The sequence below is a fragment of the Gimesia sp. genome, from assembly GCF_040219335.1.
Lineage (GTDB): Bacteria > Planctomycetota > Planctomycetia > Planctomycetales > Planctomycetaceae > Gimesia.
In genome coordinates this window covers 444,943-469,403 of record NZ_JAVJSQ010000005.1, presented here as the reverse complement: position 1 = coordinate 469,403, position 24,461 = coordinate 444,943, and the positions used below count along the sequence as shown (strand labels likewise).

17 protein-coding genes and 12 tRNA genes are annotated in these 24,461 nt (G+C 54.4%); 7 read left to right on the top strand and 22 right to left on the bottom strand.

Features of this window, described 5'->3' with window-relative positions; all coding sequences use genetic code 11:
• Positions 1-56: 56 nt before the first annotated feature.
• The 3 genes from RID21_RS05895 to RID21_RS05885 form a co-directional block, all read right to left on the bottom strand.
• Positions 57-2,300, bottom strand: a complete 2,244-nt coding sequence (locus tag RID21_RS05895; RefSeq protein WP_350187681.1) for a DUF1549 and DUF1553 domain-containing protein — start codon at positions 2,298-2,300, stop codon at positions 57-59.
• Between the two features lie 237 nt (positions 2,301-2,537).
• Positions 2,538-4,010: a DUF1501 domain-containing protein gene (locus RID21_RS05890; RefSeq protein ID WP_350187679.1), complete on the bottom strand. Its 1,473-nt coding sequence runs from the start codon at positions 4,008-4,010 to the stop codon at positions 2,538-2,540.
• Between the two features lie 78 nt (positions 4,011-4,088).
• Positions 4,089-7,226: a DUF1553 domain-containing protein gene (locus RID21_RS05885; RefSeq protein WP_350187677.1), complete on the bottom strand. Its 3,138-nt coding sequence runs from the start codon at positions 7,224-7,226 to the stop codon at positions 4,089-4,091.
• Between the two features lie 317 nt (positions 7,227-7,543).
• Between RID21_RS05885 and RID21_RS05880 the strand changes: the two genes are divergently transcribed.
• The gene (locus RID21_RS05880) at positions 7,544-8,440 is read left to right on the top strand and encodes a LysR family transcriptional regulator (RefSeq protein ID WP_350187676.1); all 897 of its coding nucleotides are present in this window, start codon (positions 7,544-7,546) and stop codon (positions 8,438-8,440) included.
• 183 nt (positions 8,441-8,623) lie between these two features.
• Entirely contained in the window at positions 8,624-10,063 is a 1,440-nt protein-coding gene (locus RID21_RS05875) for a catalase (RefSeq protein ID WP_350187675.1), read from the top strand.
• A 72-nt stretch (positions 10,064-10,135) separates the two neighbouring features.
• Here RID21_RS05875 and RID21_RS05870 read toward each other — a convergent pair whose 3' ends face one another.
• From RID21_RS05870 to RID21_RS05855, 4 genes are all read right to left on the bottom strand, one after another.
• Positions 10,136-10,912 carry an RNA ligase family protein gene (locus RID21_RS05870; RefSeq protein WP_350187674.1) on the bottom strand — a complete coding sequence of 259 codons (777 nt, stop codon included), beginning with the start codon at positions 10,910-10,912 and terminating at the stop codon, positions 10,136-10,138.
• 28 nt (positions 10,913-10,940) lie between these two features.
• Positions 10,941-11,723 carry an ATP-grasp domain-containing protein gene (locus RID21_RS05865; RefSeq protein WP_350187673.1) on the bottom strand — a complete coding sequence of 261 codons (783 nt, stop codon included), beginning with the start codon at positions 11,721-11,723 and terminating at the stop codon, positions 10,941-10,943.
• 28 nt (positions 11,724-11,751) lie between these two features.
• The gene (locus RID21_RS05860; RefSeq protein WP_350187671.1) at positions 11,752-12,318 is read right to left on the bottom strand and encodes a 2OG-Fe(II) oxygenase; all 567 of its coding nucleotides are present in this window, start codon (positions 12,316-12,318) and stop codon (positions 11,752-11,754) included.
• 423 nt (positions 12,319-12,741) lie between these two features.
• Positions 12,742-13,905, bottom strand: a complete 1,164-nt coding sequence (locus tag RID21_RS05855) for an AraC family transcriptional regulator (protein ID WP_350187669.1) — start codon at positions 13,903-13,905, stop codon at positions 12,742-12,744.
• A gap of 191 nt (positions 13,906-14,096) precedes the next feature.
• On the opposite strand from RID21_RS05855, the gene RID21_RS05850 reads away from it, so the two are divergent.
• Together RID21_RS05850 and RID21_RS05845 are read left to right on the top strand one after the other, a co-directional pair.
• Positions 14,097-15,185: a peptidyl-alpha-hydroxyglycine alpha-amidating lyase family protein gene (locus RID21_RS05850; RefSeq protein WP_350187667.1), complete on the top strand. Its 1,089-nt coding sequence runs from the start codon at positions 14,097-14,099 to the stop codon at positions 15,183-15,185.
• Between the two features lie 21 nt (positions 15,186-15,206).
• Positions 15,207-17,720, top strand: a complete 2,514-nt coding sequence (locus RID21_RS05845; RefSeq protein ID WP_350187666.1) for a hypothetical protein — start codon at positions 15,207-15,209, stop codon at positions 17,718-17,720.
• Between the two features lie 3 nt (positions 17,721-17,723).
• Here the strand turns inward: RID21_RS05845 and RID21_RS05840 are convergent.
• From RID21_RS05840 to RID21_RS05775, 14 genes are all read right to left on the bottom strand, one after another.
• Positions 17,724-17,806: transfer RNA gene (locus RID21_RS05840), tRNA-Leu, on the bottom strand.
• A 16-nt stretch (positions 17,807-17,822) separates the two neighbouring features.
• Positions 17,823-17,903, bottom strand: a tRNA-Tyr gene (locus RID21_RS05835).
• A 17-nt stretch (positions 17,904-17,920) separates the two neighbouring features.
• Positions 17,921-17,998 (bottom strand) — tRNA-Leu (locus tag RID21_RS05830).
• Between the two features lie 10 nt (positions 17,999-18,008).
• Positions 18,009-18,083, bottom strand: a tRNA-Asp gene (locus tag RID21_RS05825).
• A gap of 14 nt (positions 18,084-18,097) precedes the next feature.
• Positions 18,098-18,171 (bottom strand) — tRNA-Leu (locus tag RID21_RS05820).
• Positions 18,172-18,184: 13 nt separating this feature from the next.
• Positions 18,185-18,255: transfer RNA gene (locus RID21_RS05815), tRNA-Trp, on the bottom strand.
• Positions 18,256-18,291: 36 nt separating this feature from the next.
• Positions 18,292-18,366: transfer RNA gene (locus RID21_RS05810), tRNA-Asn, on the bottom strand.
• Positions 18,367-18,402: 36 nt separating this feature from the next.
• Positions 18,403-18,478 (bottom strand) — tRNA-Pro (locus RID21_RS05805).
• Positions 18,479-18,487: 9 nt separating this feature from the next.
• A tRNA-Gly gene (locus tag RID21_RS05800) sits at positions 18,488-18,558 on the bottom strand.
• A 41-nt stretch (positions 18,559-18,599) separates the two neighbouring features.
• Positions 18,600-18,672 (bottom strand) — tRNA-Thr (locus tag RID21_RS05795).
• The gene (locus RID21_RS05790; RefSeq protein WP_350187665.1) at positions 18,658-18,882 is read right to left on the bottom strand and encodes a hypothetical protein; all 225 of its coding nucleotides are present in this window, start codon (positions 18,880-18,882) and stop codon (positions 18,658-18,660) included. The genes RID21_RS05795 and RID21_RS05790 overlap by 15 nt, the downstream gene beginning before the upstream one ends.
• Positions 18,883-19,027: 145 nt before the next feature.
• Positions 19,028-19,099 (bottom strand) — tRNA-Lys (locus RID21_RS05785).
• 74 nt (positions 19,100-19,173) lie between these two features.
• Positions 19,174-19,246 (bottom strand) — tRNA-Glu (locus RID21_RS05780).
• 477 nt (positions 19,247-19,723) lie between these two features.
• Positions 19,724-20,470 carry a creatininase family protein gene (locus RID21_RS05775; RefSeq protein WP_350187663.1) on the bottom strand — a complete coding sequence of 249 codons (747 nt, stop codon included), beginning with the start codon at positions 20,468-20,470 and terminating at the stop codon, positions 19,724-19,726.
• A 203-nt stretch (positions 20,471-20,673) separates the two neighbouring features.
• Between RID21_RS05775 and RID21_RS05770 the strand changes: the two genes are divergently transcribed.
• The 3 genes from RID21_RS05770 to RID21_RS05760 all read left to right on the top strand — a co-directional run bounded on the left by RID21_RS05770 (position 20,674) and on the right by RID21_RS05760 (position 23,212).
• A complete protein-coding gene (locus RID21_RS05770; RefSeq protein WP_350187662.1) occupies positions 20,674-22,026 on the top strand; it encodes a right-handed parallel beta-helix repeat-containing protein in 1,353 nt (450 codons plus the stop codon).
• A gap of 78 nt (positions 22,027-22,104) precedes the next feature.
• Positions 22,105-22,692 carry a hypothetical protein gene (locus tag RID21_RS05765; RefSeq protein WP_350187660.1) on the top strand — a complete coding sequence of 196 codons (588 nt, stop codon included), beginning with the start codon at positions 22,105-22,107 and terminating at the stop codon, positions 22,690-22,692.
• Positions 22,693-22,714: 22 nt separating this feature from the next.
• On the top strand, positions 22,715-23,212 hold the full coding sequence (locus tag RID21_RS05760) for a hypothetical protein (RefSeq protein WP_350187659.1): 498 nt from the start codon (positions 22,715-22,717) through the stop codon (positions 23,210-23,212).
• A 41-nt stretch (positions 23,213-23,253) separates the two neighbouring features.
• On the opposite strand, the gene RID21_RS05755 is transcribed toward RID21_RS05760, so the two are convergent.
• The gene (locus tag RID21_RS05755; protein WP_350187658.1) at positions 23,254-24,345 is read right to left on the bottom strand and encodes a prenyltransferase/squalene oxidase repeat-containing protein; all 1,092 of its coding nucleotides are present in this window, start codon (positions 24,343-24,345) and stop codon (positions 23,254-23,256) included.
• Between the last annotated feature and the right edge of the window lie 116 nt (positions 24,346-24,461).

The following is a 24,461-nucleotide window of genomic DNA, read 5'->3' as shown; positions in this document are numbered from 1 at the left end:
TTCGTCGTTTTCAGGTCGCGTTGCTGACAGATTACCAGTTGATAAAAATCGGCTGCCTAGTGATTGAACAGAAACTCCTTCGTGTTCATCAAGGCCCAGATCAAATCCTGAAAATCTTTGTTGGTCGGTTTTTTCTTTGCATCCGCTTTGGTTTTTCCATCTTCGACCGGAGTCGTCAGAAATTCGATTGCGGTTTTCAATTCTTCGGGACGAGGCTCACGTGAAAAAGCAGCCATGTAGAGCTCTTTCACCTGGGCTTCGATGGGCTCGTCTTCTTTCGCGAGTTGGGCGGCCCGGCCACCTCCGGCTGCCAGCTTCGACTTGACCTCGTTCGAATTCATCAGGTGCAGGCTCTGAGCCAGGCTGGAAGTCTGTTCCCGCTCGCATTCACAGACGGATGCACTGTTGGGACGACCGAAGACTTTCAGAAACGCTGAGGAATTGGTGTAACTGTTATCGGGTAAGGCAATCGCCCGGGTCCCCGGTGGCAGGTTCGCGAACGAGCTGGTCGACCCGGCCAGATCATCGATGGAATCGAGCATCACCTCAGCCTGCAGACGTCGCGGATAGAACCGCGAGTAATTCTGGCGATCAAGTAGATTGTATTCGTTGGGCATCGAACTCAACTGATACGTGTGCGACTGGGTAATCACCTTGACCAGTGCCTTCAGATCGAATCCGGACTTAATGAAATGTGCTTCCAGAGCAGCCATCAGTTCCGGGTTCGAAGGGGGGTTGGTGTCCCGAATGTCATCCTCGGGTTCAATCAAGGCCCGCTTGAAGAAATGTTTCCAGTAGCGGTTCACCAGGGCCTTCGCGAAGAAAGGATTCTCCGGAGAACTCATCCAGTTAACCAGTTTCAGACGGGGATCTTCATCGGGTGAAATCTCACCCACAGAATCTCCCAGCGCGACAGGTTTCAGCATTTCACCTGATTTGACATTCTTCGCCTGGGCCACACCTCGTTCGTGGAAGATCAGGTCTTCGCCCCGTGTACCGGTCGGCTTACGTCCGATCTGCGAGAAGAATGCTGCCAGACCGTAATAGTCGTCCTGGCTCCAGCGTTCGAACGGATGGTGGTGGCACTGGGCACACTGCATACGAACTCCCAGGAACAACTGGGCAATATCTTCGAGCTGTTCCTTGGGATCGGTCACCCGTTTATACCAGGCGACAGGCGGATTGCTGACAACGGTTCCGGTTGCACCCAGCAGTTCACGAACAAGTTGATCGTAGGGCACGTTGGCCAGCATGCTGTCGCGGATCCAGGCGTGGAAAGCAAAGTTCGATGTAATATCACTGGCGGCGTCCCGACGGTTTTTCAGGAGCGGCGTCCATTTAGAAGCGAAGTAATCCGCATAGTTCGGGCTCTGCAGCAGACGCTCCACGAGTTTGTCCCGCTTGTCGGCTTCGGTGCTGGCCAGAAATGTTTTTGTTTCTTCCTCTGTGGGGAAACGACCACAGATATCAATCGTCACCCGGCGAAGGAAGGTCGCATCGTCGCAGACCGGCGAAGGAGGAATCCCCAGTTCTTTGAGGTTCGCGAACACATGCTGATCGATGAAATTCTTTTCGCTGGGTACTTTCTGAATCGGTGCGTTGAGGGGAATGGCTGCGGTGAAGACCGCGATCTTTCCCTGGTAACGAACCATAATGGCGACTTTCCCCGGGATGTCTTTGACTTTGACAAGTCCCTCTTCGTCGACGTCCGCCATCGACTTAATGTTGGATTCATATAACGCAGTGTGTGTCACGTTACGGGTCGAGCCGTCGGAATATTTGGCGATGGCCTTGAGCTGCTGTTTTTCGCCCATCTCAACCAGGCCGCGTTCGGGCTGCACTTCGACGGAGACCAGTTCCGGCTCAGCGCCGGTCTTCCATTGCGCGCCTTCTTCAATCCAGCGCTGAATCAGCCGGTAACCTTCGGAATCCCGATTCAGCCGCTTGCCGCCACCATGTGGTGTTTCGTTGGTCGCTTTGGTCAGCAGCAGACTCTGAGTCGGAGCAACAGGAAACAGACGTCGTCCGTGTGCTTCCTTGACCAGGCTGTCGTAATCTTCGAGCGGTTCGAATCCCAGCAGCGAGAGCTGAAAACCGTTCTGGCCTCCCCCTGCTTTCGCATGACAGGTTCCCATGTTACAGCCTGCTTTCGTCAGGACGGGAATCACATCATTCACAAAACTGACCGGCTGTTTCACGTCTTCGGCATGGGTGGCATTACTGAGATAAAGTGAGACCAGCAGAAGAGTCAAACCGAAAAATAACCGACGCGTCGATACTGCTTGAGGCAAGATATTCATGGCGGCTCTGATTGGGGTGGGATTGAGTGATGGAGGGATGCTTAATATAGCGCTATCTCTATATAAAACCTTACTAATGTGAATCGACACTGTCAATATTTAAGTTTAATTAAGTACTTGAACTTTCCCCTCTTTCCGTCACTGAGGCAAACGGAAAATGAGCGAAAAAATCGACCCGCTGATCGATATTCCCGCTCACGTACGGATTTAACGAGATGTTGCCGAAACGCCTCAACTTCAGGCGTCTCCTCCGACAGTTGGCACCGGTTTGTTCAGGATTTCGGATACGACGCGAGCTGGACGGTTATTAGTAATCATTTGCTCCTGTCCGTTATAGAAGAACAACAGCTTCTGATGATCGAGCCCAAACAGCCGCATGATGGTTGCCTGGAAGTCATTGGGGGTGACCACATTCTCAACTGCCTTGTGCCCGAATTCGTCGGTTTTGCCGAAGGTCATCCCCGGCTTGATTCCGCCGCCGGCCAGCCAGATGCTGAAGCCCTGCCCGTTGTGATCGCGGCCCGCTTTCTTGGGATCGCCATGATCCTGGGTCACAGGCAGACGACCGATTTCGCCCCCCCAGTGGACCAGTGTGGAATCCAGCATCCCGCGCTGTTTGAGGTCTTTAACGAGTGCCGCCGCAGGTTGATCGGTGCGACCACAAATCGCAGGCAGCCCGGTAATGATACTGCTGTGATTGTCCCACGGCTGCCCTCCCAGGAACAGTTGCACGAACCGAACGCCCCGCTCTACCAGTCGGCGGGCAATCAGACAGCGGGTACCGTAGTCGCGGGTCTTGGGATTGTTCAAGCCGTACATTTCCTGAGTCGCCTGCGTTTCCTGTGACAGGTCGAGTGCTTCGCGGGCCGCGGTCTGCATCCGCGCTGCAAGTTCGTAGCTGGCGATGCGTGCTTCGAGATCGGACTCATGCGGATGCTGTTCATAATGTTTCCGGTTCAAAGACTGCAGCAGTTCCAGGTTTTGGGCCTGCAGATCTCCCTGCAGATGCGCGGGTGCATCCAGGTTCAGAATCCGCGGCTCTTTGGGACGCAGTACGGTTCCCTGGAACAGCGAAGGCATGAACCCGTTGGACCAGTTGGTCACGCCGTCCACAGGCAGTCCGCCCGGATCGGTGAGTACCATGTATGCCGGCAGGTTCTGCGATTCCGATCCGAGACCGTAAACCAGCCACGACCCAAGATTCGGTCGCCCGACAACGCCGGGAATGCCACCGTGAAAATAACGGATGGAAACTTCGTGACCATTGGCTCCGGTGTGCATCGAACGAATCAGGCAGATATCGTCGGCGACCTCTCCCAGGTGCGGCAGCAGTTCTGAAAGCTCGGTGCCACATTCACCATGTTTGCGAAATTTCCAGGGACTGCCCAGCAGCTTCTTACTGGCTTCATTTACGAAGCTGTAGTGAATATCCCCTTTAAAATCGGTGCCGCTGTACTTGGACAGCTCCGGCTTGGGATCAGTCAGATCCATGTGCGCCGGTCCGCCGTGCTGGAACAGCGAAATCATCGCTTTAGCCTGCGGTGCCATTGGTGCGGGTTTTGGCTTCAGGTCGAAGTGTTCCTGCTCCGCGGTCACGCTTTTGGGGCGGGCCTGGGCCTGCTCCTGGTTCAACAGCCAGGCCAAAGCGACCGAGCCAATCCCCATTGCATTTTCTGCCAGAAACTGTCGTCTGCTGAAAAACTGTGTCATCAGTAACTCACCTGATTCAAAGGAGTATCTGTACTGGCATCGCGCGAACATTATGTACCGCGATGCAGCAGTAGTTTACTAATCGATGTATAAAAACTCGTTGGAGCTCATCAGAGTCTGGCAGAGATTGGTCATCGTCTGCCGAACCGGGGTGACTCCCTTGGGCAACTGATCGGGATGCTGCTGCAGCCAGGCCAGCTGGTTTCCAATGAAGCGGATCACCATCTGCAATTCGTCGTCCGTCGGTTTGCGACAATAAGCCAGCTCAAACGCATACGAAGCCTGAGCGGGCAGACTTTTCTGCGGTGGTTCCGGCCCCCGAAACTCGGCTGCCGAATCCCATTTGAAAGTCGGACCGCCTTCAGCCTTGAGGGTCAGCTGCAGCCCCCAGGAGAAAGAATCGAAGCCGGTATTACCATTGCAGCCTGTGATGAAATCGATCGTGTCCCCCTGCTGTACAGCCAGTGAAGCCACGTTCGTATCGGCGGCGCTGTGATGCACTTTCCACTCACCAGCCAGACCGGAACGACTGGAGAGAACCAGCGTCTGGACGCCGTCCCCGTTTTCGTTCCCGTGCTGCAGCTTGCCTGTGACAGACAGTGTGCCCGCTGCAGGCGCGGTCCAGCGACGGACTGCGGCATATTTCGTAGCGGGATGTCCACCGCCGGCATTTAGAGTGACCCAGCCCAGTTGTGGATCGGGAAGCTTAGGACCTCCCTGCCAGCTGGATCCGGTCCAGTGTGGCAGTGGCGTAAATTCACTGGTCAACGATTTCGTATCAGCCAGGCTGCGATAGCCATAACTCCAGACGGGCTTCGCCGTCGCGGGGAGTGCCGGCAGCTGTGCCAGCGTTTCTGGCTTGAGTTCGGGTGCTTCACTGGTCAGTTTTTCTGCCAGCTTGCCGGATTGTGACAGGATAAAGCTGCCGTTCATCAGCATCAGCGACTGAGTCGCCACGGTCGAACTGGAACGACGCTCACAGTTGGTTTCCATCACGGGCGCATCGAAGGTCTGCAGCATGCCGACCGGCTGACTGCGGCGGGCCATGACATACAGGCTGCGGCGATGCTGCTCACCCGACACCACGATCTGGCCGAAGTCGTCTTCTTTAATACTGACCGGCGCCCCATACAGTTGCTCGTCGAGTTGACCGGTCACCTTCAACATCCGGTCGCGGATCGTTTCAGCTTCGAGTCGCAGGATCGGCTTCCGCCAGTAGTAATGGTTGTCCGGATCAATCGATTCTTTACTGGGATCGGGGGCTCCCTCCTGACGATACGCAGTGGAGAGCATGATGGTTTTATGCAGTTTCTTCAGATCCCAGCCCTGAGTCATGAACTCAGCAGCCAGCCAGTCCAGCAGTTTTTCATGAGTGGGACTCGCTCCCAGTTTTCCAAACTCACCCGGGGTCGCCACAATCGCCCGTCCAAAGTGATGCATCCAGAAACGGTTGACCAGAACGCGGGCCACCAGGGGATGTTCGCCGCTGGTCAGCCAGCGGGCAAAGGCCAGCCGCCGCCCCGTCGTCGGAAGAGACGCATCGTTCTCGGGGAACAGCTGCTGTTGATCCGGCGGGGAGACCACTTTCAAACCTCCCGGTTTGATCTCCTGCTGAGGCTGACGGTAATCGCCCCGATGGAAGAGCTTTGTCACCGGAACATGTCCAGGAGGCTCAACGGCGACCCGCAGAAATTCTTCGACCGGTTTCTTCTGGCGAATCTCCGCGATCTTCTTGTCAAACTCCTGCATCTCTTCTCGCGATTTCGGAATATACTGATAGAGCACGCCGGGCGTGATATTCACACTCGGGTGTTTCTTGAGCAGCTCATTCTGTTCTGCGGTCCGCTTGGCCTTGGGCGTGTCGTAGGCAGCCTTCAACTGTTCGCGGAGCGGTGATTCATATTTCTTGAGCTCCGTCTCCAGCGCCTGTGCCATATACTTGGCCTGGACTTCATTTTTCTCAGCCAGCACCTTCTGTGCTTCCGCTTCGACCTTGGCTGCCTCAGCACGATCAGCTGCGGTGTAGAGCGAGATCCGTCGCTGCTGCGGTGTCTGCCATTTCTGCCAGTCAAAGGTGGGTTCAAAGATCGCCCGCAGTGCGAAGTAGTCAGACTGCGGAATGGGATCATAGCGGTGATCGTGACACTGCGCACACGCCACACTCAACCCCAGCAGTGAAGAGCCGACAATTTTCATCGTGTCGGCGATCACCTGGTTGCGTGCTTCCGGGTTATTACTGCCGCTCCCGGTTCCATCGGCGGCCATCCGCAGAAAACCGGTCGCACTGAGCAGTTCGATCTGCTGTGGAGTCAGGTCCCCTTCCCGCTTGCCCGCCAGTTCGTCTCCCGCCAACTGTTCGGTGATAAACTGATTGAAGGGTTTGTTTTCATTCAATGATTTAATGACATAGTCGCGGTACTTCCAGGCCCAGGGTCGGACATCATCTTTAACCGTGTAGCCTTCTGAGTCTGCATAGCCGGCGACATCCAACCAGTGACGCGCCCAGCGTTCCCCGTAGTGAGGCGATGCGAGCAGTTCATCCAGCAGACGTTCATACCAGCCCTCCGATTGATCCGCGAGTGCTTTCTGCATCTCCGCGGGGCTGGGGGGCAATCCCAGCAGATCGAAGTAAGCCCGTTTGATCAGCGTGCGTCGATCGGTATCCGGCGAAAAAGTGAGTCCCTCGGGCATCGCCTGTAAGAGCAATGCATCGATGGGAGTCCGCACTCGGCGATTCTCTTTTGCTTCCTGAGAAAGCTCGGGACGCTTAATCGGCTGGAAGGCCCAGTAGGCACGTTCTTCAGGTGTGATGCCTAACCCGACCCCAATCGATTCGGGTTCGGGACGCGCGGTCTTCGCACCGGCGGCGATCCAGCGTTTGAGGATCTCAATTTCGTGTTCCGGAACGCGGGCTTCGCCGGGAGGCATATCGCCACTTTCAATACGCTCCATCAGATAACTCTCATCCGGTTTCCCGGGGATGATCGATTCTCCCGAATCGCCGCCTTTGATCAGGAAACGGACCAGCCGTAAATCGAGGCCCCCTTTGAGGTCCTTCGTCGCACCGTGACAGTCATAACAATGGGCGCGGAAGATGGGCCGAATGTGTTCTTCGTACGTCAGTTGTTCCGGCTGCTTCGTCTCTGCAGAAACGGTCGTCGCCAGAGCCGTCAGTAATGGCAGAATGAGACAGATGCGTTTCAATCCAGTAGTCATCAAAAACTCCGTTGGAGTGAGCATGGTGGGAACTCGCTTACGCAAGGTGGGATCTCTCTATTAATAGTAATTCACAGACGGATAACATGCAATGATCTTGATATGTTCATCTGCTGCAGACCATCCATTAATATCGACGAACTTCCCCAGTGGAATCGAACCTCAACACACTATTATACCATGATTTATGCAGTTCCGTCCGGAAAGTTCGCCCGGTTTACCAGCGATAAAGATCCAGCCGATTCTTCATGCATTTCATTCATAGTCGACATACCATACAATGCGAATATCACATTAACGTGCGGAGACATGCATCAATGGAAGTCGATCAGTTACGCTATTTTCTGAGGGTCGCAGAGCGGGGAAATTTTACCCGGGCGGCGGAAGAACTGAATATTTCCCAGCCGGCCTTGAGCCGCTCGATCCAGAAACTGGAAGAAGAACTGGGCCAGCCGGTCTTCGAACGCAGGACACGCTCGGTCGCCCTCACCGACGCCGGCACCCTGCTCCAGTCACGAGCGCAGCAGATTCTGACTTTGATCGAAGATACCAAAGCCGAGATCTCAGACGATGGCCGCAGTGGCCAGATTCGCATCGGGGCAATCCCGACCATCGCACCGTTCTTTTTACCGAACCTGCTGCGACAGTTTTCCACTGAATTCTCGGCGGCCTCAATTATCGTGCAGGAGGACACCACAGACCATCTACTGAAGCGGTGTACCCAGGGAGAAATCGACCTGGCCATTCTGGCGTTGCCGGTCCCGGCGAAATATCTGGAGATCGAAGAACTGTTTCAGGAAGAACTGCTGCTGGTTCTGCCCCCCGATCATCCACTGGTCAACAAACCACAGATTCGGCTGAACGATATTAAATCGCTCCCGTTCGTGCTGCTCGATGAAGCACACTGCCTGTCGGACAACATTGTCTCGTTCTGTCGGCAGCGCTCATTTCATCCGGTGGCCGTCGAACAGACGAGCCAGCTGGCGATGGTGCAGGAACTGGTCTCGCTTTCGCATGGCATTTCAATGGTACCGCAGATGGCACGCAAACTGGACCAGAGTGACCGCCGCGTCTATCGTTCCATGAGCGGTATCAAACCGGTGCGTAAAATCGCGATGGTCTGGAATCCGTATCGCTTTCAAAGTCGCCTGCTGCAGGCGTTCCAGGAACATCTCAGAGCATATGCCAGACAACAGGATGTCTGTCCCAGTTAAAGTCAGTCAAGGCATTCACCTCAGACAACAGATCATGCACGCCGGTTATCGCAACTATACGCAGATAGTATTAGACATGCTGATCACAGCCCCCTATAGTTCAGTAATGAGAATTCTGTTGAACCACTTCCGGAGTCATTCAGCAGCAAAATCGCTATTAAAATCCTTTCAAGGAGTGACACGATGAATCAGAAGCCGACGCTGACTACCACCGGCGGTGCCCCTGTTCCCGATAATCAGAATTCCCTCACCGCAGGACCGCGCGGACCAGTGCTTCTGCAGGACTACCAGCTGCTCGAGAAGCTCGCGCATCAGAACCGGGAGCGGATCGCCGAACGCGTCGTACACGCGAACGGCTGGGGTGCGTATGGCACACTGACCATCGAAGGCGACATCAGCAAATATACGAAAGCCAAAGTACTGCAGCCCGGAACTAAAACTGAGATGCTGGCCCGCTTCTCCACGGTGGCCGGCGAAGCTGGTGCCGCTGATGCGGAACGGGACGTCCGCGGCTTCGCTCTCAAGTTCTATACCGAAGAGGGTAACTGGGATATGGTCGGCAATAACACGCCGGTCTTCTTTGTACGCGATGCCTACAAGTTCCCCGATTTCATCCACACCCAGAAGCGGCATCCCAAAACAAACCTGCGGTCTCCCACTGCAATGTGGGATTTCTGGTCACTCTCACCCGAATCGCTGCACCAGGTGACGATTCTGTTTTCAGACCGGGGTCTGCCCACCGACGTACGACACATGAACGGTTACGGCAGCCACACCTTTAGTTTCATCAACGAGAAAAACGAACGCTTCTGGGTCAAGTTCCACTTCAAAACGCAGCAGGGACACAAGCACTGGACCAACGAGGAAGCGGAAGAGGTGGTCGGCAAAACCCGTGAAAGTACGCAGGAAGATTTATTCTATTCCATTGAACAGGGTGAGTTCCCTAAATGGAATTTCCAGGTACAGATCATGCCCGAGACTGATGCGGATGAAACGCCTTACAACCCGTTCGATCTGACAAAAGTCTGGCCACACGGCGATTACCCGCTGATCCATGTCGGCACGCTGGAACTGAACCGCAATCCCGAAAACTATTTCGCGGAGATCGAACAAGCGGCGTTCTCTCCTTCGAACGTGGTGCCCGGCATTGGCTACTCCCCAGACAAGATGCTGCAGGCCCGCGTCTTCTCCTATGCAGACGCCCACCGGCACCGCCTGGGCACGCATTACGAAGCCCTGCCCGTCAACGAGCCGCGGTGCCCCGTGCATCACTATCACAAAGACGGTGCAATGCACTTCAAATCGAACGGCTGCCCCGTGGATGCCTATTACGAACCGAACTCTTTCAACGGCCCGGTCGAGCGTCCCGATGTCGCCGAGCCACCTCTGCAGATTTCGGGAGATGCAGACCGCTACGATCACCGCGAAGGCAACGACGATTACTCACAGCCCCGCGCCCTGTTCCAACTGTTCGACGACGGACAGAAATCGCGACTGTTCTCCAACATCGCCGCCGCCATGCAGGGCGTGCCCCAGGAAATTGTCGACCGCCAGCTCAAACACTTTGAACTGGTCGACCCAGCCTACGCCGAAGGCGTGCGGGCAGCATTGAACGCTTCCTGATTATGAGATGTCCATAAAACTGAAACTCCCCTCCCGACAGTTTCCCATCGGAAGGGGAGTTTTCTTTACAAGCTACTTTTTATCAGCCGCCCGTTTCTGATGCCGCTGGTAGTCTTCGAAACGGATTTTGGCAATCCGACTGCGGTCTGCAGTACGGACCACCAGACCTTCGGGTCTGCCGCCGGCGTCTGTGTCCAGAGCGACCAGCGTCGTGGGAAGCATTGACTCCAGCCACGCATGCGTTTCCGAAATAGAGGTCGGCAGTGGTTCCCGCAGTTCGATCCGCGGCGTCAACTCCAGCTCCAGGGACGCAGTGAGATCAGTCAATTCCTGTTCCTGCAGAAACGGTTGTCCGCCGTTCTCACGCCAGGCGGCAATCGCTTCCCGGCTGGCATCCAGGTGCGCCATCGCGATCCGGCTCACATCGAACACACGATAACCATACTCGCGCTGACTCGTGTACTGTTTCGCAGCTGCGGTCGTTTTACCGCCGTACGTTTCCAGATAGACTACGGTGATGACATCCGCGGGCGTGGAAACCGTCTCCACGATCCGGTCGGCAGTCGGCTTGAGCGTCTCCACAATGCCCAGGGCGGGGTTGTGAATCAGATCGCCCCGCGCATGCAGTAGTTCTTCGCGGCTGCCGATCAGGTAGCATCCATCGGGCATCAGAATGATCCGGCTGTTGGTGCCGTCCACTTTTTCCGTTGCGATCAGCGGTTCTCCGTTGAAGTCGACGGTCTCTGGCAGCAGAGCGCCCCGTTCTCCCAGCGCATGATACGTGGGGATCGAAGGGTACTTCGTCGCACTGTTCAGTTTCGTCAGATCCAGTTCGCGTGTTGATCGCATGTTACTTCCTGTTTGGTTTTTGCTTATTTCATGTCTGACACCAGTCAGTCACCAGTGCCGCATACCTTTCCCAGATGAGCGGGAAGCGGGTGACATTCGGAATATGATTCACTTCCAACAGATACTTCTGTCCGTCATCACCAACGATATAATCATTGGCAATCATGGGGAGATCGAAATACCGGGCCAGTGCCCGGGTGTCGTCCGCGAGTTCCACGTCGACTTCCATGAAGTCGGCCGTCGGATCATGGATCGATTTCAACCAGTCGTCTCCAGCGAGTCGAATCTGTAACACTTCTTCGCCCAGCAGAACCACACGCACCGCGTCCCCCGGATAAAAGGGTTCCAGCGTACTGCTGAATTCGGCCCGCCACTCTCCCTGGATTCGCGCCTTATTCTCACCGCAATGCCAGTTGCCCCACTTGGCCACCTGATCTGACTGCAGATTCACCACACTTCCTGCGGGGACATAACCTCGTCCCCTGCCGGGATAGCGTGTCTGTGACAGCGCACGCACCAGGCAGGCCTGTTTATCACGGCAGGCGAGCATTCCCAGTGGATTGGGAAAACAGGGGCCGCCCCACAGAGCGAGCGCCACAAACAGTTCCTGATCCTCTTCGAAGATCCCATGAAAAATCACACGATCTACGCGGGACTGCCAGCCCCCCTGTTCGTTATCGACGTACAGCTGCCCGTCCTCAACCCGGTAACCGGGCAGAGAGGGATGCGCAGTGACGCGACCTGAAATCCGCTGTTTTAAAACGGTAATTTCGGGTTCGTCGAATCCAATCAGACAGACGTGTTCCTGCATCGTAATGTCCCTGAGAATAGCAGTGGAATTAACAGACTTCAGGCACGGCAAAGATGACATCCGAACGCATCGCGTACTTGATGCCCGTCTGCACCATGTTACCTGAATGATAAAGTTCGTGCGGAAAGATCACGGCCAGCCCGGTTTCGGGTACGACCTGATTGTGATCAAAAGTGGTTTCCCCACCCGTATACTCGTTGTTGAGATAAAACAGCACCGTGTAAAACGTCCGGCGGGTTTCGCTCCATTCGTAGGCAAAGTCTTCATGCCGACGGAACTGTTCGCCCGGCAGATATTTGTAACAGCGCAGTACTTCATTCAGACCGCACGGCTGAAACTCAGCCAGGGGTGAACTCAGATGCGGATACGGGGTGAATCCATCCGTATAAACGTCTGTCAAAGCGGGAACATGCTGCTGCAGACGCTGCCAGTAAGTGTCTGCCAGTTCCTGATCCGTGAAGACGCAACGGGCGCGGACCACGCGGTCTCGATCGCCAGAGAGCTGTTCTTTAAAGCCCTGCTGTTCCAGACGTTCGATGAGCGCAGCACATTCTGTCGCGCTGAGGAAGTTTCTTACCTGGATAATGCGTCTCATCGGTCTCTCTCATTTTGCTTTCTCGATCGGTGAATGGGCTCTGATTATCTTAAAAAGAATGGACCGGAGGGGAATCGAACCCATCACATAGACTTTGCAAAAGTCCATCGCCGCCCTTGGTACATGCCAGCCCTGGAAATAGAAATAGCAGAGCCCGGAATCGAACCGGGTATTCCAACCTTATGAGAGTCGGCCGGGCACCTGCCCCTCTGCGTCAATGTGCGTGATCATGATGAATCAGTCTCGATGAAGATCGCAACTCGCCAGAAGAGAACAGGAATTCGGAACAGAGTGGCTCTCAGACGCCACAACGAACAACAGGCTGGAAATCAAAACAACCCGCGGGTTGTTCAGAATCCAGCAGAAAGACGCAGGGACACACTTTCAGGTTCGCAGTCAGCGGCCGATTTTCAGAATTAAATATCAATCAGCGTGGGAACGTGACTGACGCCGGTACTCTGTGGGGGTCTGATCCCGTTCGCGACGGAAGACCTGATTCATGACTTCGGTACTGGAGAATCCCGCAGCTCGCGCGATGCGAGGCATGGGCCAGTCGGTATCACGCAACAGTTCCTGCACGCGTATCAGCCGAATACGCCGGATCTCAGCGGCTGGCGTGCGGCCCAGGTGACGTTGAAAACGCTGCTCCAGTGCACGTCGTGAGACAGGCACTTTTTTGAGTACGTCGGAAACATCAATGGGAGTCGTCGCGGATTCCCGAATATAACGGACCGCTTCGGCCAGCAGTGGATCGTCGAAGGCAACTGTATCCGTCGACCTGCGTTCGACCACGCCCAGTGCTGGAACCAGCCGGACCGAACGAGAGACGTTTTTTCCACTCAATAGCAGATCAAGCTGCTCCGCGGCTTCATACCCCACCCGTCGAGGATCGGCATCGATACAGGAGAGTGGCGGATTCGAAATCTCAGCCAGCAGCGGATCGTCTTCGCCACAGAGTACTGCTACCGATTCAGGTACATTCAAACCGCACGACCAGCAGGCATCGGTCACTGCGTAGGCACTCTCGATATCGGCTGCAAAAATCCCCACCGGCAGCGGCAGCGAATTGAGCCAGTGTTTCATTTCAGAAAACGTCGGCTGTTTGCGTGCACGTCCGCCTGCACTGAGTGTGTGCAACATGGCACAGGTGTGTCCGTGTGATTTCAAGCGTTCCGTGAATCCCAGACCACAGGTATCGGTGTAATGCGGTTGTGTCACCAGTCCCAGGTAGGCGAAATGATTGAAGCCGCGTTCCAGCAGATAATCCGCGGCCCAGCCACCGACCAGACGCTCATCCGCAACGACTTGAGAAAAAGGAAAACCGGAAACCACACTCCGTGAGACGTTAATCACCGGCACACCCAGTTTCTGCAATTCACGGGCCTGGGAACGCTGAGTCACCCGCGCAATCACGCCGTCCGGCTTCCAGTGCTGTGGAATCCTCCAGCGTTCCCGCACGCCGCGTGGCTGGACGAGCAGACTCCAGCGTTGATGCTCCTGCGCGTATTGCACCACGCCTCGAATCAACTGAGAGCTGAAACCGGTCGACGTATTAATTTGCAATGCCACGCGGGGAGCCGCACTCATGTCGTCACCTGTTGCTGACTGCGCATATCCTAAAGACTTTTGCGCATTTTATCATAGAGATCAGATAGTGCCATAGGCTAGTTTGAATTACCGGAGTGCAGGACTTTTTGATGCCTGTTCCTCGCTCCTGCAGTTTCAGGACTACTGAGTCTGCGTTGCTTCCAACTGATGAGAAAGGACCTTCATTCGCCATGTTCCAGCTTCGTCCTCGAACCGGTTTGCACTTCTTTTTTCTGAGTACGTTCACCCTCTGCCTCGCTGTTGTCAGTCAGTCTGAACTGTTGGCTCAGAATCCCGGCTTTGCCAAAGAGCCGGTGATTGTCGAATATGATGTCGATCCCGCCTGGCCGCATTACCCCCAGCATGTCAGCAAAAAAGGCTGGGTATCAGGGCTGGCTGTCGATGATCAGGATCAGATCTGGTTCTTCAAGAAAGGTCCGGATCCGGTGCAGGTCTATACCGCCGACGGCAAGTTTGTACGAACCTGGGGCAAAGACAATTTTGTTAACCCGCATCAGTTGCGAATTGATCATGCAGGAAATATCTGGGTCACCGACTTCGGCCTGCATATCGTGCAGAAATATACTCCGGAAGGAAAACTGCTGATGACGCTGGGTGTGCGGGGTGAGAAGGGACAGGATGAAACGCACTTCAATATGCCGACCGACATGGCCATCACCAGGTCAGGCGACATTTTCGTAACGGACGGCTACGGCAACCGGCGGATCGTACACCTCGACAAAAACGGGAAGTTCATCAAAGCCTGGGGAGAGTATGGATCCCAACCAGGGCAATTCATTCTACCTCATGCGATCGTCGTTGACTCCCAGGGAAAACTGTATGTCGCCGATCGTAACAGCGGCCGTATCCAGATTTTCAATCAAGAGGGTCAATTCCTCGACCAGTGGAGTGGCTTGTTGATGCCCTGGGGACTTTCGGTGACTGCGGATGACCATCTCTGGATCTGTGGTTCATCACCGCACTGGTGGAAACGACATGGTAAATACCCGGAGTACAAGGACCAGCTCTTCCTGAAACTCGCAAACGACGGACACGTGAAAAGCCTGTGGACGATTCCCCTGGGCGATATCGGCGAGGACAAAAATAATCCCAAAGTCTCACAACTCAAGCCCGGCGAAGCAGTGGGCGTGCACTGCATTGCCCAGGATTCGAAAGGCAACGTTTATGTTGGAGACATCTATGGCGAACGCGCACAGAAATTCATTCCGGTTACCAAACGCTCTGAAGAAGCAGACAGTACCGATCCTGGACCACAGTAACGAGAGATGGAGAATCAGAGAATGCGTATCGCTACTGAATTAGTCCTGAAACTGATCTGCCTGCTTCTTGTGATTGCCTCCGCCACAAATGCAGAAGCGGAAAAATCGGCAGTATGGCTCTCCGAGCGGAACACTGAAGCTCCCTTCTGTTACCGGCCCGGCGGCCAGCGTACTTGGCCACTGATCTCAGGTAAGCTGACCGCGGACAATCAGATCCTGCTCAAGGCAGAACAGAAAGGTAAACTGCTGGCGGAAGGTCCCCAGTTGGACTTTGAGGGCTACAAGATCTCGGTCTCCACGGATGGCAGACTGCACATCATCTCTGCCAACACTGCCGACGAAGACTCATTTCAGCTCACCGTCATACTGAAACAGCAAGAGAAGATCGTGCAGAGACAGACGCTTCAGGTCTACCCTGCTCCGCCCGACCGCCCCATCAGTTATCTGTCCGATCAGTTAGATGATCTGATTCGCATCTTCTGGGACAATGAGACGAATCAGTGGAAACCTGTCGATAAAAGTGCCTTTGATCAATACTTCCGCCGCCTGCAGGCACACGGAGTCTCTCGGCTGATTGTCTGGCTCGGTGCTTACCCTGTCATTGAAAACCCTGACAATTATCGAGCCGCCGACTGGGAGCTGCATGCGAAACAGGCGCGGGCCATCCTGAACAGTGAAGCGTTGAACCGGGTCATGTATGGACGCCGCGGGCATCGGGTGGCGTATCAATGGCACGGTTTCATCATGCAGTTTCGGCTGCATCCCGAGTGGGGAAACTGGTATGCCCAGAGCGCTGCGGACCACGGGATCTCCCTGACCGCGACCTTCAGGCCCTTTGAGCAGGGACTCATGAAATATCTGGTCATCCCTGCCTTCGATGAGCAGGGCGCGTTTCTCTGGAACTTTCTACCCTACGCGACACCGACCGCCAATTTCAGTACCGAAACAACGGCATTCGCGCATTACCGCAAACTGTTTGAAGCGGCAGGGAATGCGGACAAAGCTGAATTCGTGAGTCTGACCTTCGAGAGTGTTCCCGAATCGAAGCCGCAGGAATTGACGAAAGGCGATTTGAAGATTTTTGCAACTGACGCGCCGCCAATCGCGAACGATTCGTTTGTGCTCGTGCGGAATGCGAAAGGTGAATTCCAATTGCAGACCTACGCCACCATCGCTGAGCGGGTGACAGCGCAACGGCGGGAGCTTGAGGGTTGGACGCTAAACGTATTAAAAGATGGTGCGATTCAGATCGACGGCCTTCAGCGACCGCCGAGCAGCCGCTACCTGGTGATTGAGTCGGGAAGTCCGTTTTCCGGAAAGGTCCAGTTACCGGCAGAGTTACCGATCTCGGCGCATGCGAAAGCAGGCAACCGTGTGGGTCGTTTCAATGCGTACTGGGCACTGGAGGAAACCAGTCCGGAAAACGCGACGACCCGCATTGCCGGCATCACTCCCGCGGGCGGATACCGCACTGACTTCCAGACGATCGAGAACAGCTTTCGCATTGTGGGTAAGGGACCTGCGGTGCGTCCCCTGGGCCAGGATCAAATTGTCATCGATTATGGACCGGACTGGCTCCCCGAGATCATGGACCTGAACCGGAGTGCGACGCGGGCGATGTTCGTCAAGCAACTGCAGACGATTCTCCAGCAACCCGCCTTTGACGAAATCATGCTCAATACCCGTTCGCACACGCATCTGGCCGGGACTTCAGGCGATGGTGAGTCTGGCGTGCAGACCACTGGACACTATCGGCGGAAAGGCAAATCGTTCCGGCGGCTCACTCTCGATCGTGCTTATGCCCCCGTCTCAGCAGCGCAGCTGGATGCTTTGCAACCATTGCTTAAATCGGATGATCCCAAACTGGTTGAAAAGATTACCACCTGGCCAGCCGGAGAATGGACAGAGACCTGTCAGAGTCCCGATACGGAATATGTCTGGCGGTACGCCCGGAACGTTACTGTCGCCAAAGGACTGCGTGCCCTGTTGCAGGATCTGGAAAACACGTTTCCGGAAACACGAATCCGTGCCGTGATTCCTCCCAGGGCTGCCGTTGAACAGCAGGTAACCGCTGCACTTCCCGGACTGAAACAACCGGAAGGGGAAGCTTATGATGCGAGCTACTACCGCTATCTGACCAGCGGGCTGAATCAGATTCCTTCCATTACCGAGGGCACTGCGCTGCTCGATTTACATGGTTTGCGTGTGGAACCGGCCCTGCTGGGATTTCGACTGTTGCCTGACTCGGGTCCTGCGAGGCTGCAACTGGAGACGTATCTGGCAGATCAGTCCGACAATCATGGATCGACCTATCGGGGAGCGAAGAGTTTTTTCTACGAGGCACAGGAATCGTTGCGTGCCCGGGATAAAACAGAGGCCACACGTCGACGGGAAGAGATCATCGACGATTTACTCAAGCAGGAATCGATTAAAGAAGTGATTCTCTATGAAGCGGCTGACTGGATCTATTACCTGCCGGCTTATGATCCTCATCGTTACCTGGACTCGGATAAAGTAATGTCAGCAGTAAAGTAAAAGTGGCCAGAGCGAGAGTCGAACTCGCACTCCTTGAAGGAACGACTTTCTGAGAGTCGCGCGTCTACCAGTTCCGCCACCTGGCCGGGTGGTTTAAAAAAGTGCGTTGGGACGGAGTCGAACCGCCACAGCAGGAAGCGGGTGGGTTACAGCCACTTGGGCTCGCCAATGCCCAGCCAACGCGTGTGTCTTCTATCCAGTAGCACGGGCGGGAGTCGAACCCGCAGACAATCACGAAATTTTAAGTTTCGTTGCTTTACCAGTTTGCATACCGTGCCTTGACTTAAGCGTCCCCGATGGGATTTGAACCCACGATCTCCTGGTTGACAACCAGGTGAGCACTCCGGACTGCTCCGCGAGGACATAATGAATTTCAGTAGCTCGGGTGGGATTCGAACCCACAGCATCTCTGGTTCTAAGCCAAAGTGGTCTGCCAGTTGCCTACCGAGCCAGATTAGATTAAGCACGCCCCCAGGGATTTGAACCCCGATCGACCGGGTTGGAACCGGTCATGCTGCCGTTACACCAGAGGCGTCTGTTTTGAGAAAGAAGACGATGCCTTCCACTCAAGCTGCGGTGGCAGGAATCGAACCTGCGTCAAGACGGTTAACAGCCGCCCACCCGTACCAGCACGAGTACCACCGCATTATTATTTTTCTTTCCTCATCCTCTTTATAAGAAGTCAGGGTGGCTGGATTTGAACCAGCGATCTCGTGCTTCCAAGGCACGCGGGTTAGACCAGACTTCCCCACACCCTGTTTAAAAAGAGCACCCAGCGGGGATCGAACCCGCACTTCCGCCATGGCAAGACAGTAGGCTACCGTTACATCATGGGCGCGTGTTTGCTGTTATTTATGCTTCTGTGATTTCCGTTCTCAGAGCACCAGGTGGGATTTGAACCCACATCTCCGCGTTACAAAGGCAGTGACTTACCAGGTTAGACGACCGGTGCGTTTGAATTTTCTTCATCCAGAAACAGAACGACGATTTTTCGTCGATCATATTTCTGATACTTATTCTGAATCAGGATCGAACCCACTTCACAATGCATGAGTTCCTCACTTACCTGTTTCTCAGTCCCTTCAGTTTTGTCGAGAAATTTAATTGCCGACAGGATCAGTCCTTTCCCTTCAAGCGATGTCGGTTTGGGAATCGGAGGCACACCCCTGATCAGTAAACAATAGCGTCCATATGGCCTCCAACTGGCATTTGCCCTTTGGATAATGGCGCTCGCTAAATTCATTGCTCGTCGTCGGTATGTCTGATCTGTCACGATTAGTGAGATACCATTGATTCTTATTCAAAAATGGGGCCGGAGGGATTCGAACCCCCACCTGCCTGGTTAAAAGCCAGCAATGCGACCGTTACACTACGACCCCGAATAGAAACGGGGGCCGTGCGTTTAGAACGAGTTAAACTCACCATGATCAAAGCTCCTTCAATATTAGATAAATGACCCGTGTGGGATTCGAACCCGACCTGCCCGGCTTGAAAGACCGGTAACCTCACCAGAAGTTGAACGGGCCAAAGTAAAGTGCGTACCCTGAGCGCGAGGCCAACAGGGCGACACCTGACTGCAGTAAATTAGTCATTGGATTTGGTGAAGACACAAAAAAACCCGCTGCCTGACGACACCGGGTGATTTCAGAGACCTGAGGATCAACCAGATGTCAACAGCGTAAATTCAGCGCGAGCGTATCTTCAGCCGGGAGGCCGGCTTCGAGATTGCCTGCGGGTTTGCCTTTGAAACTGATTGTCCACAGATAAGAAACCATCGGAGTAAATTTCCGTTTTTGAATGTGATTAAAAATATGCCAACGTGTCTGTCAGTTGTACTGACTGTTAACTAAGAGACGTTTCCCTAAAAACGGTTCGCAGTTTTTTGAGAAATCTCTATATCTTTTCAGATGCGCCAGGAACGCGATTTATTTCTTCGAATTGTGAACTTTTTGAAATCATTTTGATTTTTGGAGAAATGTGACAAAGGCGACGATCGATATCAATCAATACTCAGGATACTGCTGCGACAGTTCTAATAATTCCTGGAGATAACGCACCGAGTTCTCAATAACCGCCTGTTTGAATATCTCCCCCTTAGCTGCAGTCGCCTGTGTCGGATGCCCCGTATGTCCTTCTCCGCCGGAAAGCGTTTTCATCGACCACATGTCCTGCAACGGTGCCTTGAAGTGGGGCGTCGGGTTATCGACCCGCTCCGCTTTCACATGTTCGGGACAGAGTGCCAACATCAATGACGTTTCCACATCGCCGCAGTGCACTTCAAACCCGTGTGCGAACTGATCGTATACAGCAGCGGGCACCTGTTCCCAGGGATTGAGATAAAACAGGTGGCACTGCTGTTTCTCACAATTCAATTCCCGGATGATGGGTTTGAGAATAAAATTACCGCCATGCCAGGGGCAGACAATTAACTTCTGAATGCCGACCCGTGTAAGTGAATCCCAGATATCTCGCACAATACTTCGCATGGTCAGCGGGGTAAAACTGATCGTCCCGCGATAGCCGGTATTTTCCTCGGAGGAAGAGACAGGCAATGTCGGCAGTAGGAAGACATGTCCGGGCCAGTCGAGCTGTTCCAGGATGGCTGTCGAAAGCTGATCGGCGAGGATCGTATCCGTGGCAAGTGGGAGGTGCCGTGAGTGTTGCTCTGTTGCCCCGATGGGAAGAAACGCCAGCTCCGGCTGGTGTGCTTCCAGTTCAAAAGCGGTGTGCTGATCAGATAATATTTTCATCGAGAGTGTTCTCGTATCAAGGAATGACGATGCCCCGGTCAAAAGTCTAACAGACACGTTTATCATACAGCATACCAGAACACCCCGGGCGCACAATTCAGGAACAGTTGATCGATTATTTGTTTGTATTTCTGACAAGGGGAGACTAATCTGAGAGTAAAGCCGTCACCCTCTCTGACTCCCTTCTCAAAACAGGTTCTGCCGTGTATTCATTCGCCCGCTTACCGTCGATTGCGATCCTGCTGTTGATGCTGTCTGCCGGAAAGCTGACTGCTGCCGAATACTATGTCGCGCCAAATGGCAACGATCAGAACCTCGGCACGCTGAATCAGCCTTTTCGCAGTATCGCCCGCGGTTTGAACTCCGCCCGCCAACCGGGGGATTCTCTAATTCTCCGCGCAGGCAATTACCCGCAGTCCCGCCCTTTAAATCTGATTTCATCCGGGACTCAGGGGAACCCGATCACCGTACGTGCGATGCAGGGTGAAACGGCTGTGATTGACGGTCGCGGCACTCCTGCTGACTCCAGTCTGATCAATGTCCTCGCGCATCATGTCCGGATTCAGGGACTGACAATCAAGAACGCACAGAAAATCGGTATCTCAATCTGGGGGCCGGGGAGTCGAATTCATCATGGCACGGTCTCAGGCAACCAGATTCAAAACTGTCAAAGCAGTGGGATCTACGCCGGTTATAATCGCCTGGATGATCCCGTTCATGATCTACTGTTTGAAGACAACACCGTCACTGACTGTGTGCTGTCGAATCAAAGAGAACCACATCAGCGGTGGAGTTTCGGCGTTGGTGCCGGGCTGTCGAAGAATGTGACGATCAGAAACAACACCGTTTCACGCTGCTATGGGGAAGGCATCGGTCTTTATCTATCAGATAAAGGGACCATTGAGGGGAACACCGTCTCAAACAATTTTTCTGTTAATATCTATCTCGATAACACGACAAATACAATTGTCAGTCGCAACCTGGTCTATTCTACCGGTAAGCGGGAATTCTATCGGTTCAATCAGCCTGCATCTGGAATCCAGATCGCCAATGAAAATTATGGCGGTTATCAAAATCCCAGTGCTGATAATACCATCGTCGGCAATATCCTGGTGAATAATTACTATGCCATTTATTCCGGCAACTATCAGCGGGGAGGCGGACTGAAGCAGACCCTGATTGCCCATAACACGGCCTGTGGTTCGACCGGTCCCCTGCTCCACATTGATGCCGACACGGGACATCGGCAGTCGCGAATTGTCAATAACATCTTTCAGCAGACCGGACGTGCCTCACTGACAGACGTCGCAGGCCCGGTGGACCAGATCGAGTTCGATCACAATCTCTGGTACGGCGGTGTTCCTGAACCAGCGGTCCGGGGAACGGGGGATATTCGCGCGAACCCGCAGTTTAAGAATGCTGGCCGGCTGCAGAGACAGGACTATGATCTGCGTCCGCTCTCCCCTGCAAAAAACACCGGAATCAGACTGAATGAGTTATCCTCGTTTTATTCTGACCGGTCTTCCTCTTCGCCGGTGAATCTGGGCGCCCGCTAACTGTGGGCAGGAACCTTCTGGCTCCATTCACTGTCCTGAAATAAAAATCTACTTACCGCTCTCTTTAAAAAGCCAAGCATGAATTCGAACCACTCGATGACACCGAATGAACTGAACGCGATCATTTCCCGACTGGCCGAGCATCTGCTCACGCAGGGAATCGATGACCGGTTTCGTGAACTGGCCCGCGAGGAGTCACAACAAGTCTCTGTTGCTCAACTAGATCAGCTCAGAACAATGTTTCATGATCCGCCGCCACAGTCTGATGCCTACGACGTACAACAGCATGGCCTGGGTGGCTGGTTAAGTGCGTGTCAGTTCGCGATTTTCGAATTGATCTATAACCTGGGTGCAGACGCCCTTCCCTTCATTAGAGAAATCGCCTGGGGCGAATATGACTGGACGCAGGGAAACGCGATCGAACTCCTGCTCCGCTTTGCCGCAGAGGGCATCCGGACCGAAGAAATTCTCGCAGAAATCAAAACCAACTTCCCTCAGATCCGCTACGAGGCACAACTGTATTGCATGCAGCCCCTGCTACCCGAACTGGAACAGAATGCACAGCTCAAATCTATTTTTGACCAGTTGCGGAATGAGATCGAAGAGTTCCAGGAAGCGTATGCGGAGCTCACGGAGGAAGCGGAAGACGGCGATTCTCTCAATTGATTTTTTCCCAGCCTGACTGACCATGATCATCATCCAACACATCACGACTCTCTGGACGAAAAAATCGCGAGGGATGCCTGCCGCGGCGAAAAGGAACGCCGTTCCGCACAGGCTGCTCTTACCTGCTGAGCCGCGTCCCCAGCCCTCGATATTCGTGCATCAAGTCAGCGCTGAAGAACAAACTGACTTTCAATTGCAACAGACAACGCTGATCCCCACCTCAGAGGCCCAGTACTGGTCATTCCAGTTTCAACAGCAGGCGGATCAGCTGGAGGTCTGGTTTACTTTCAGCTGGACCGAGCATGGTGCGCCTGACCGGGGATCCTACACACGCCCGTTGTTTAATCTGAAGCAGAACCAGACCGGAGCGTTCTCAATCAATGGCCGCTTTTCTTCAGATCAGGGCCAGCATTATGCATCCCATTCTGTCAATCTGGGATTCGTCGATCGCTTTCACGATAACCTGTTTCTGACCCAGGCTCCGGAGCACAGCGTCAATCTGCGTGCCCATCTCTTTTAAAGATGGTTTCCTTTCGCACTGTGATCTCGAAATATTGTCATTCAGCGCATCGCCAACAGGGGCACATTACCATAGGGAAACTGCAGTACGATCAGCGACATCGCGGTCGCGTATTCATCGCCGATGTTGGCGTCGTGCCAGACACCGCTGGTTGACTGCTGTGCGAGCAACTCGTCGCGGACTGAGGGATACCAGCGATCCCATTCCTTTTGTCCTACCTGCCAGGCGGCGTGCGTCGCGTAGAAACGCCCGTAGAAATGGTACTCGGCCAGTTGTCCCGGGGAGAGCTCCAGCGGAGGATGTGGCTGCTGTAAGTATTCCCGTCCGCGCTGTACTGCGGGATCCTCTCCCAACCCGGCACAGGTGAGTGCCACCACCGCGGCTGCGGAGCGGGGAAACAGCGATTCGGGGGGATCATCCAGCCGATAACGGAATCCGCCGTCCTCGTTCTGCGCCCGCTTGAGAAATTCGACACTCCGCTCAATCGATTCCCGCGGCACGCCGATACCAGCCTGGCGGGCCGAGAACAATGCCAGCAGCTGGCAGGTGGTGATCGACACATCCGCGTCTTTCGGATCGGAAGTATAACTCCAGCCCCCCTGCCCGTCCTGCCGATTCAGAATCAACTCTGTCGCCGCTTTCAATTTGCCGCGGACGTTCGGATTGAACGATTCCCCAAAGACCTGTCCCAGGAACATCGTTGCAAATCCATGACCATACAGCGTCGCATGCGTGCGGACCTCCTGTTCCACGATGAAACCATTCTCCTGTGCTCTGCCGAGCAGATAACGAATGCATTCCTGAATCGCACGACGATACGGGCCGGTCATACCGCGGTGTGCCAGAAATGCGGTCCCCGCCAATGCGCAGACTCCCACGTTCCGCGCATACGAACCCCGGCTGCCAAATCCACCATCTGCCACCTGCCGGTCAGCGAGCCATTTCAAGCCGCCTTCAATGGTTGCCTGAGTCTGCGGAGTGACATGCTCTGGAGACGCAGGTAGACCTGCCTGCAGCGGAGTATCACGCCACCAGTGGCGCAGGAACGCCAGGGCGCTACCAAGTGCTGCCCCCAGCACTCCGCGACGGGACAATTCGGGTTCGGACGGTGATTCAAATTCGCGCATTGACATTGGTGATGCTAATTTTCATGGAAATTCAGGTCTGTCTCTATTCTATACAGGCAGGCCACCGCGCTGCAGAATTATTTACAGGATATTCAGTGGTCCCCGAATCTCTTTGCCTGGGA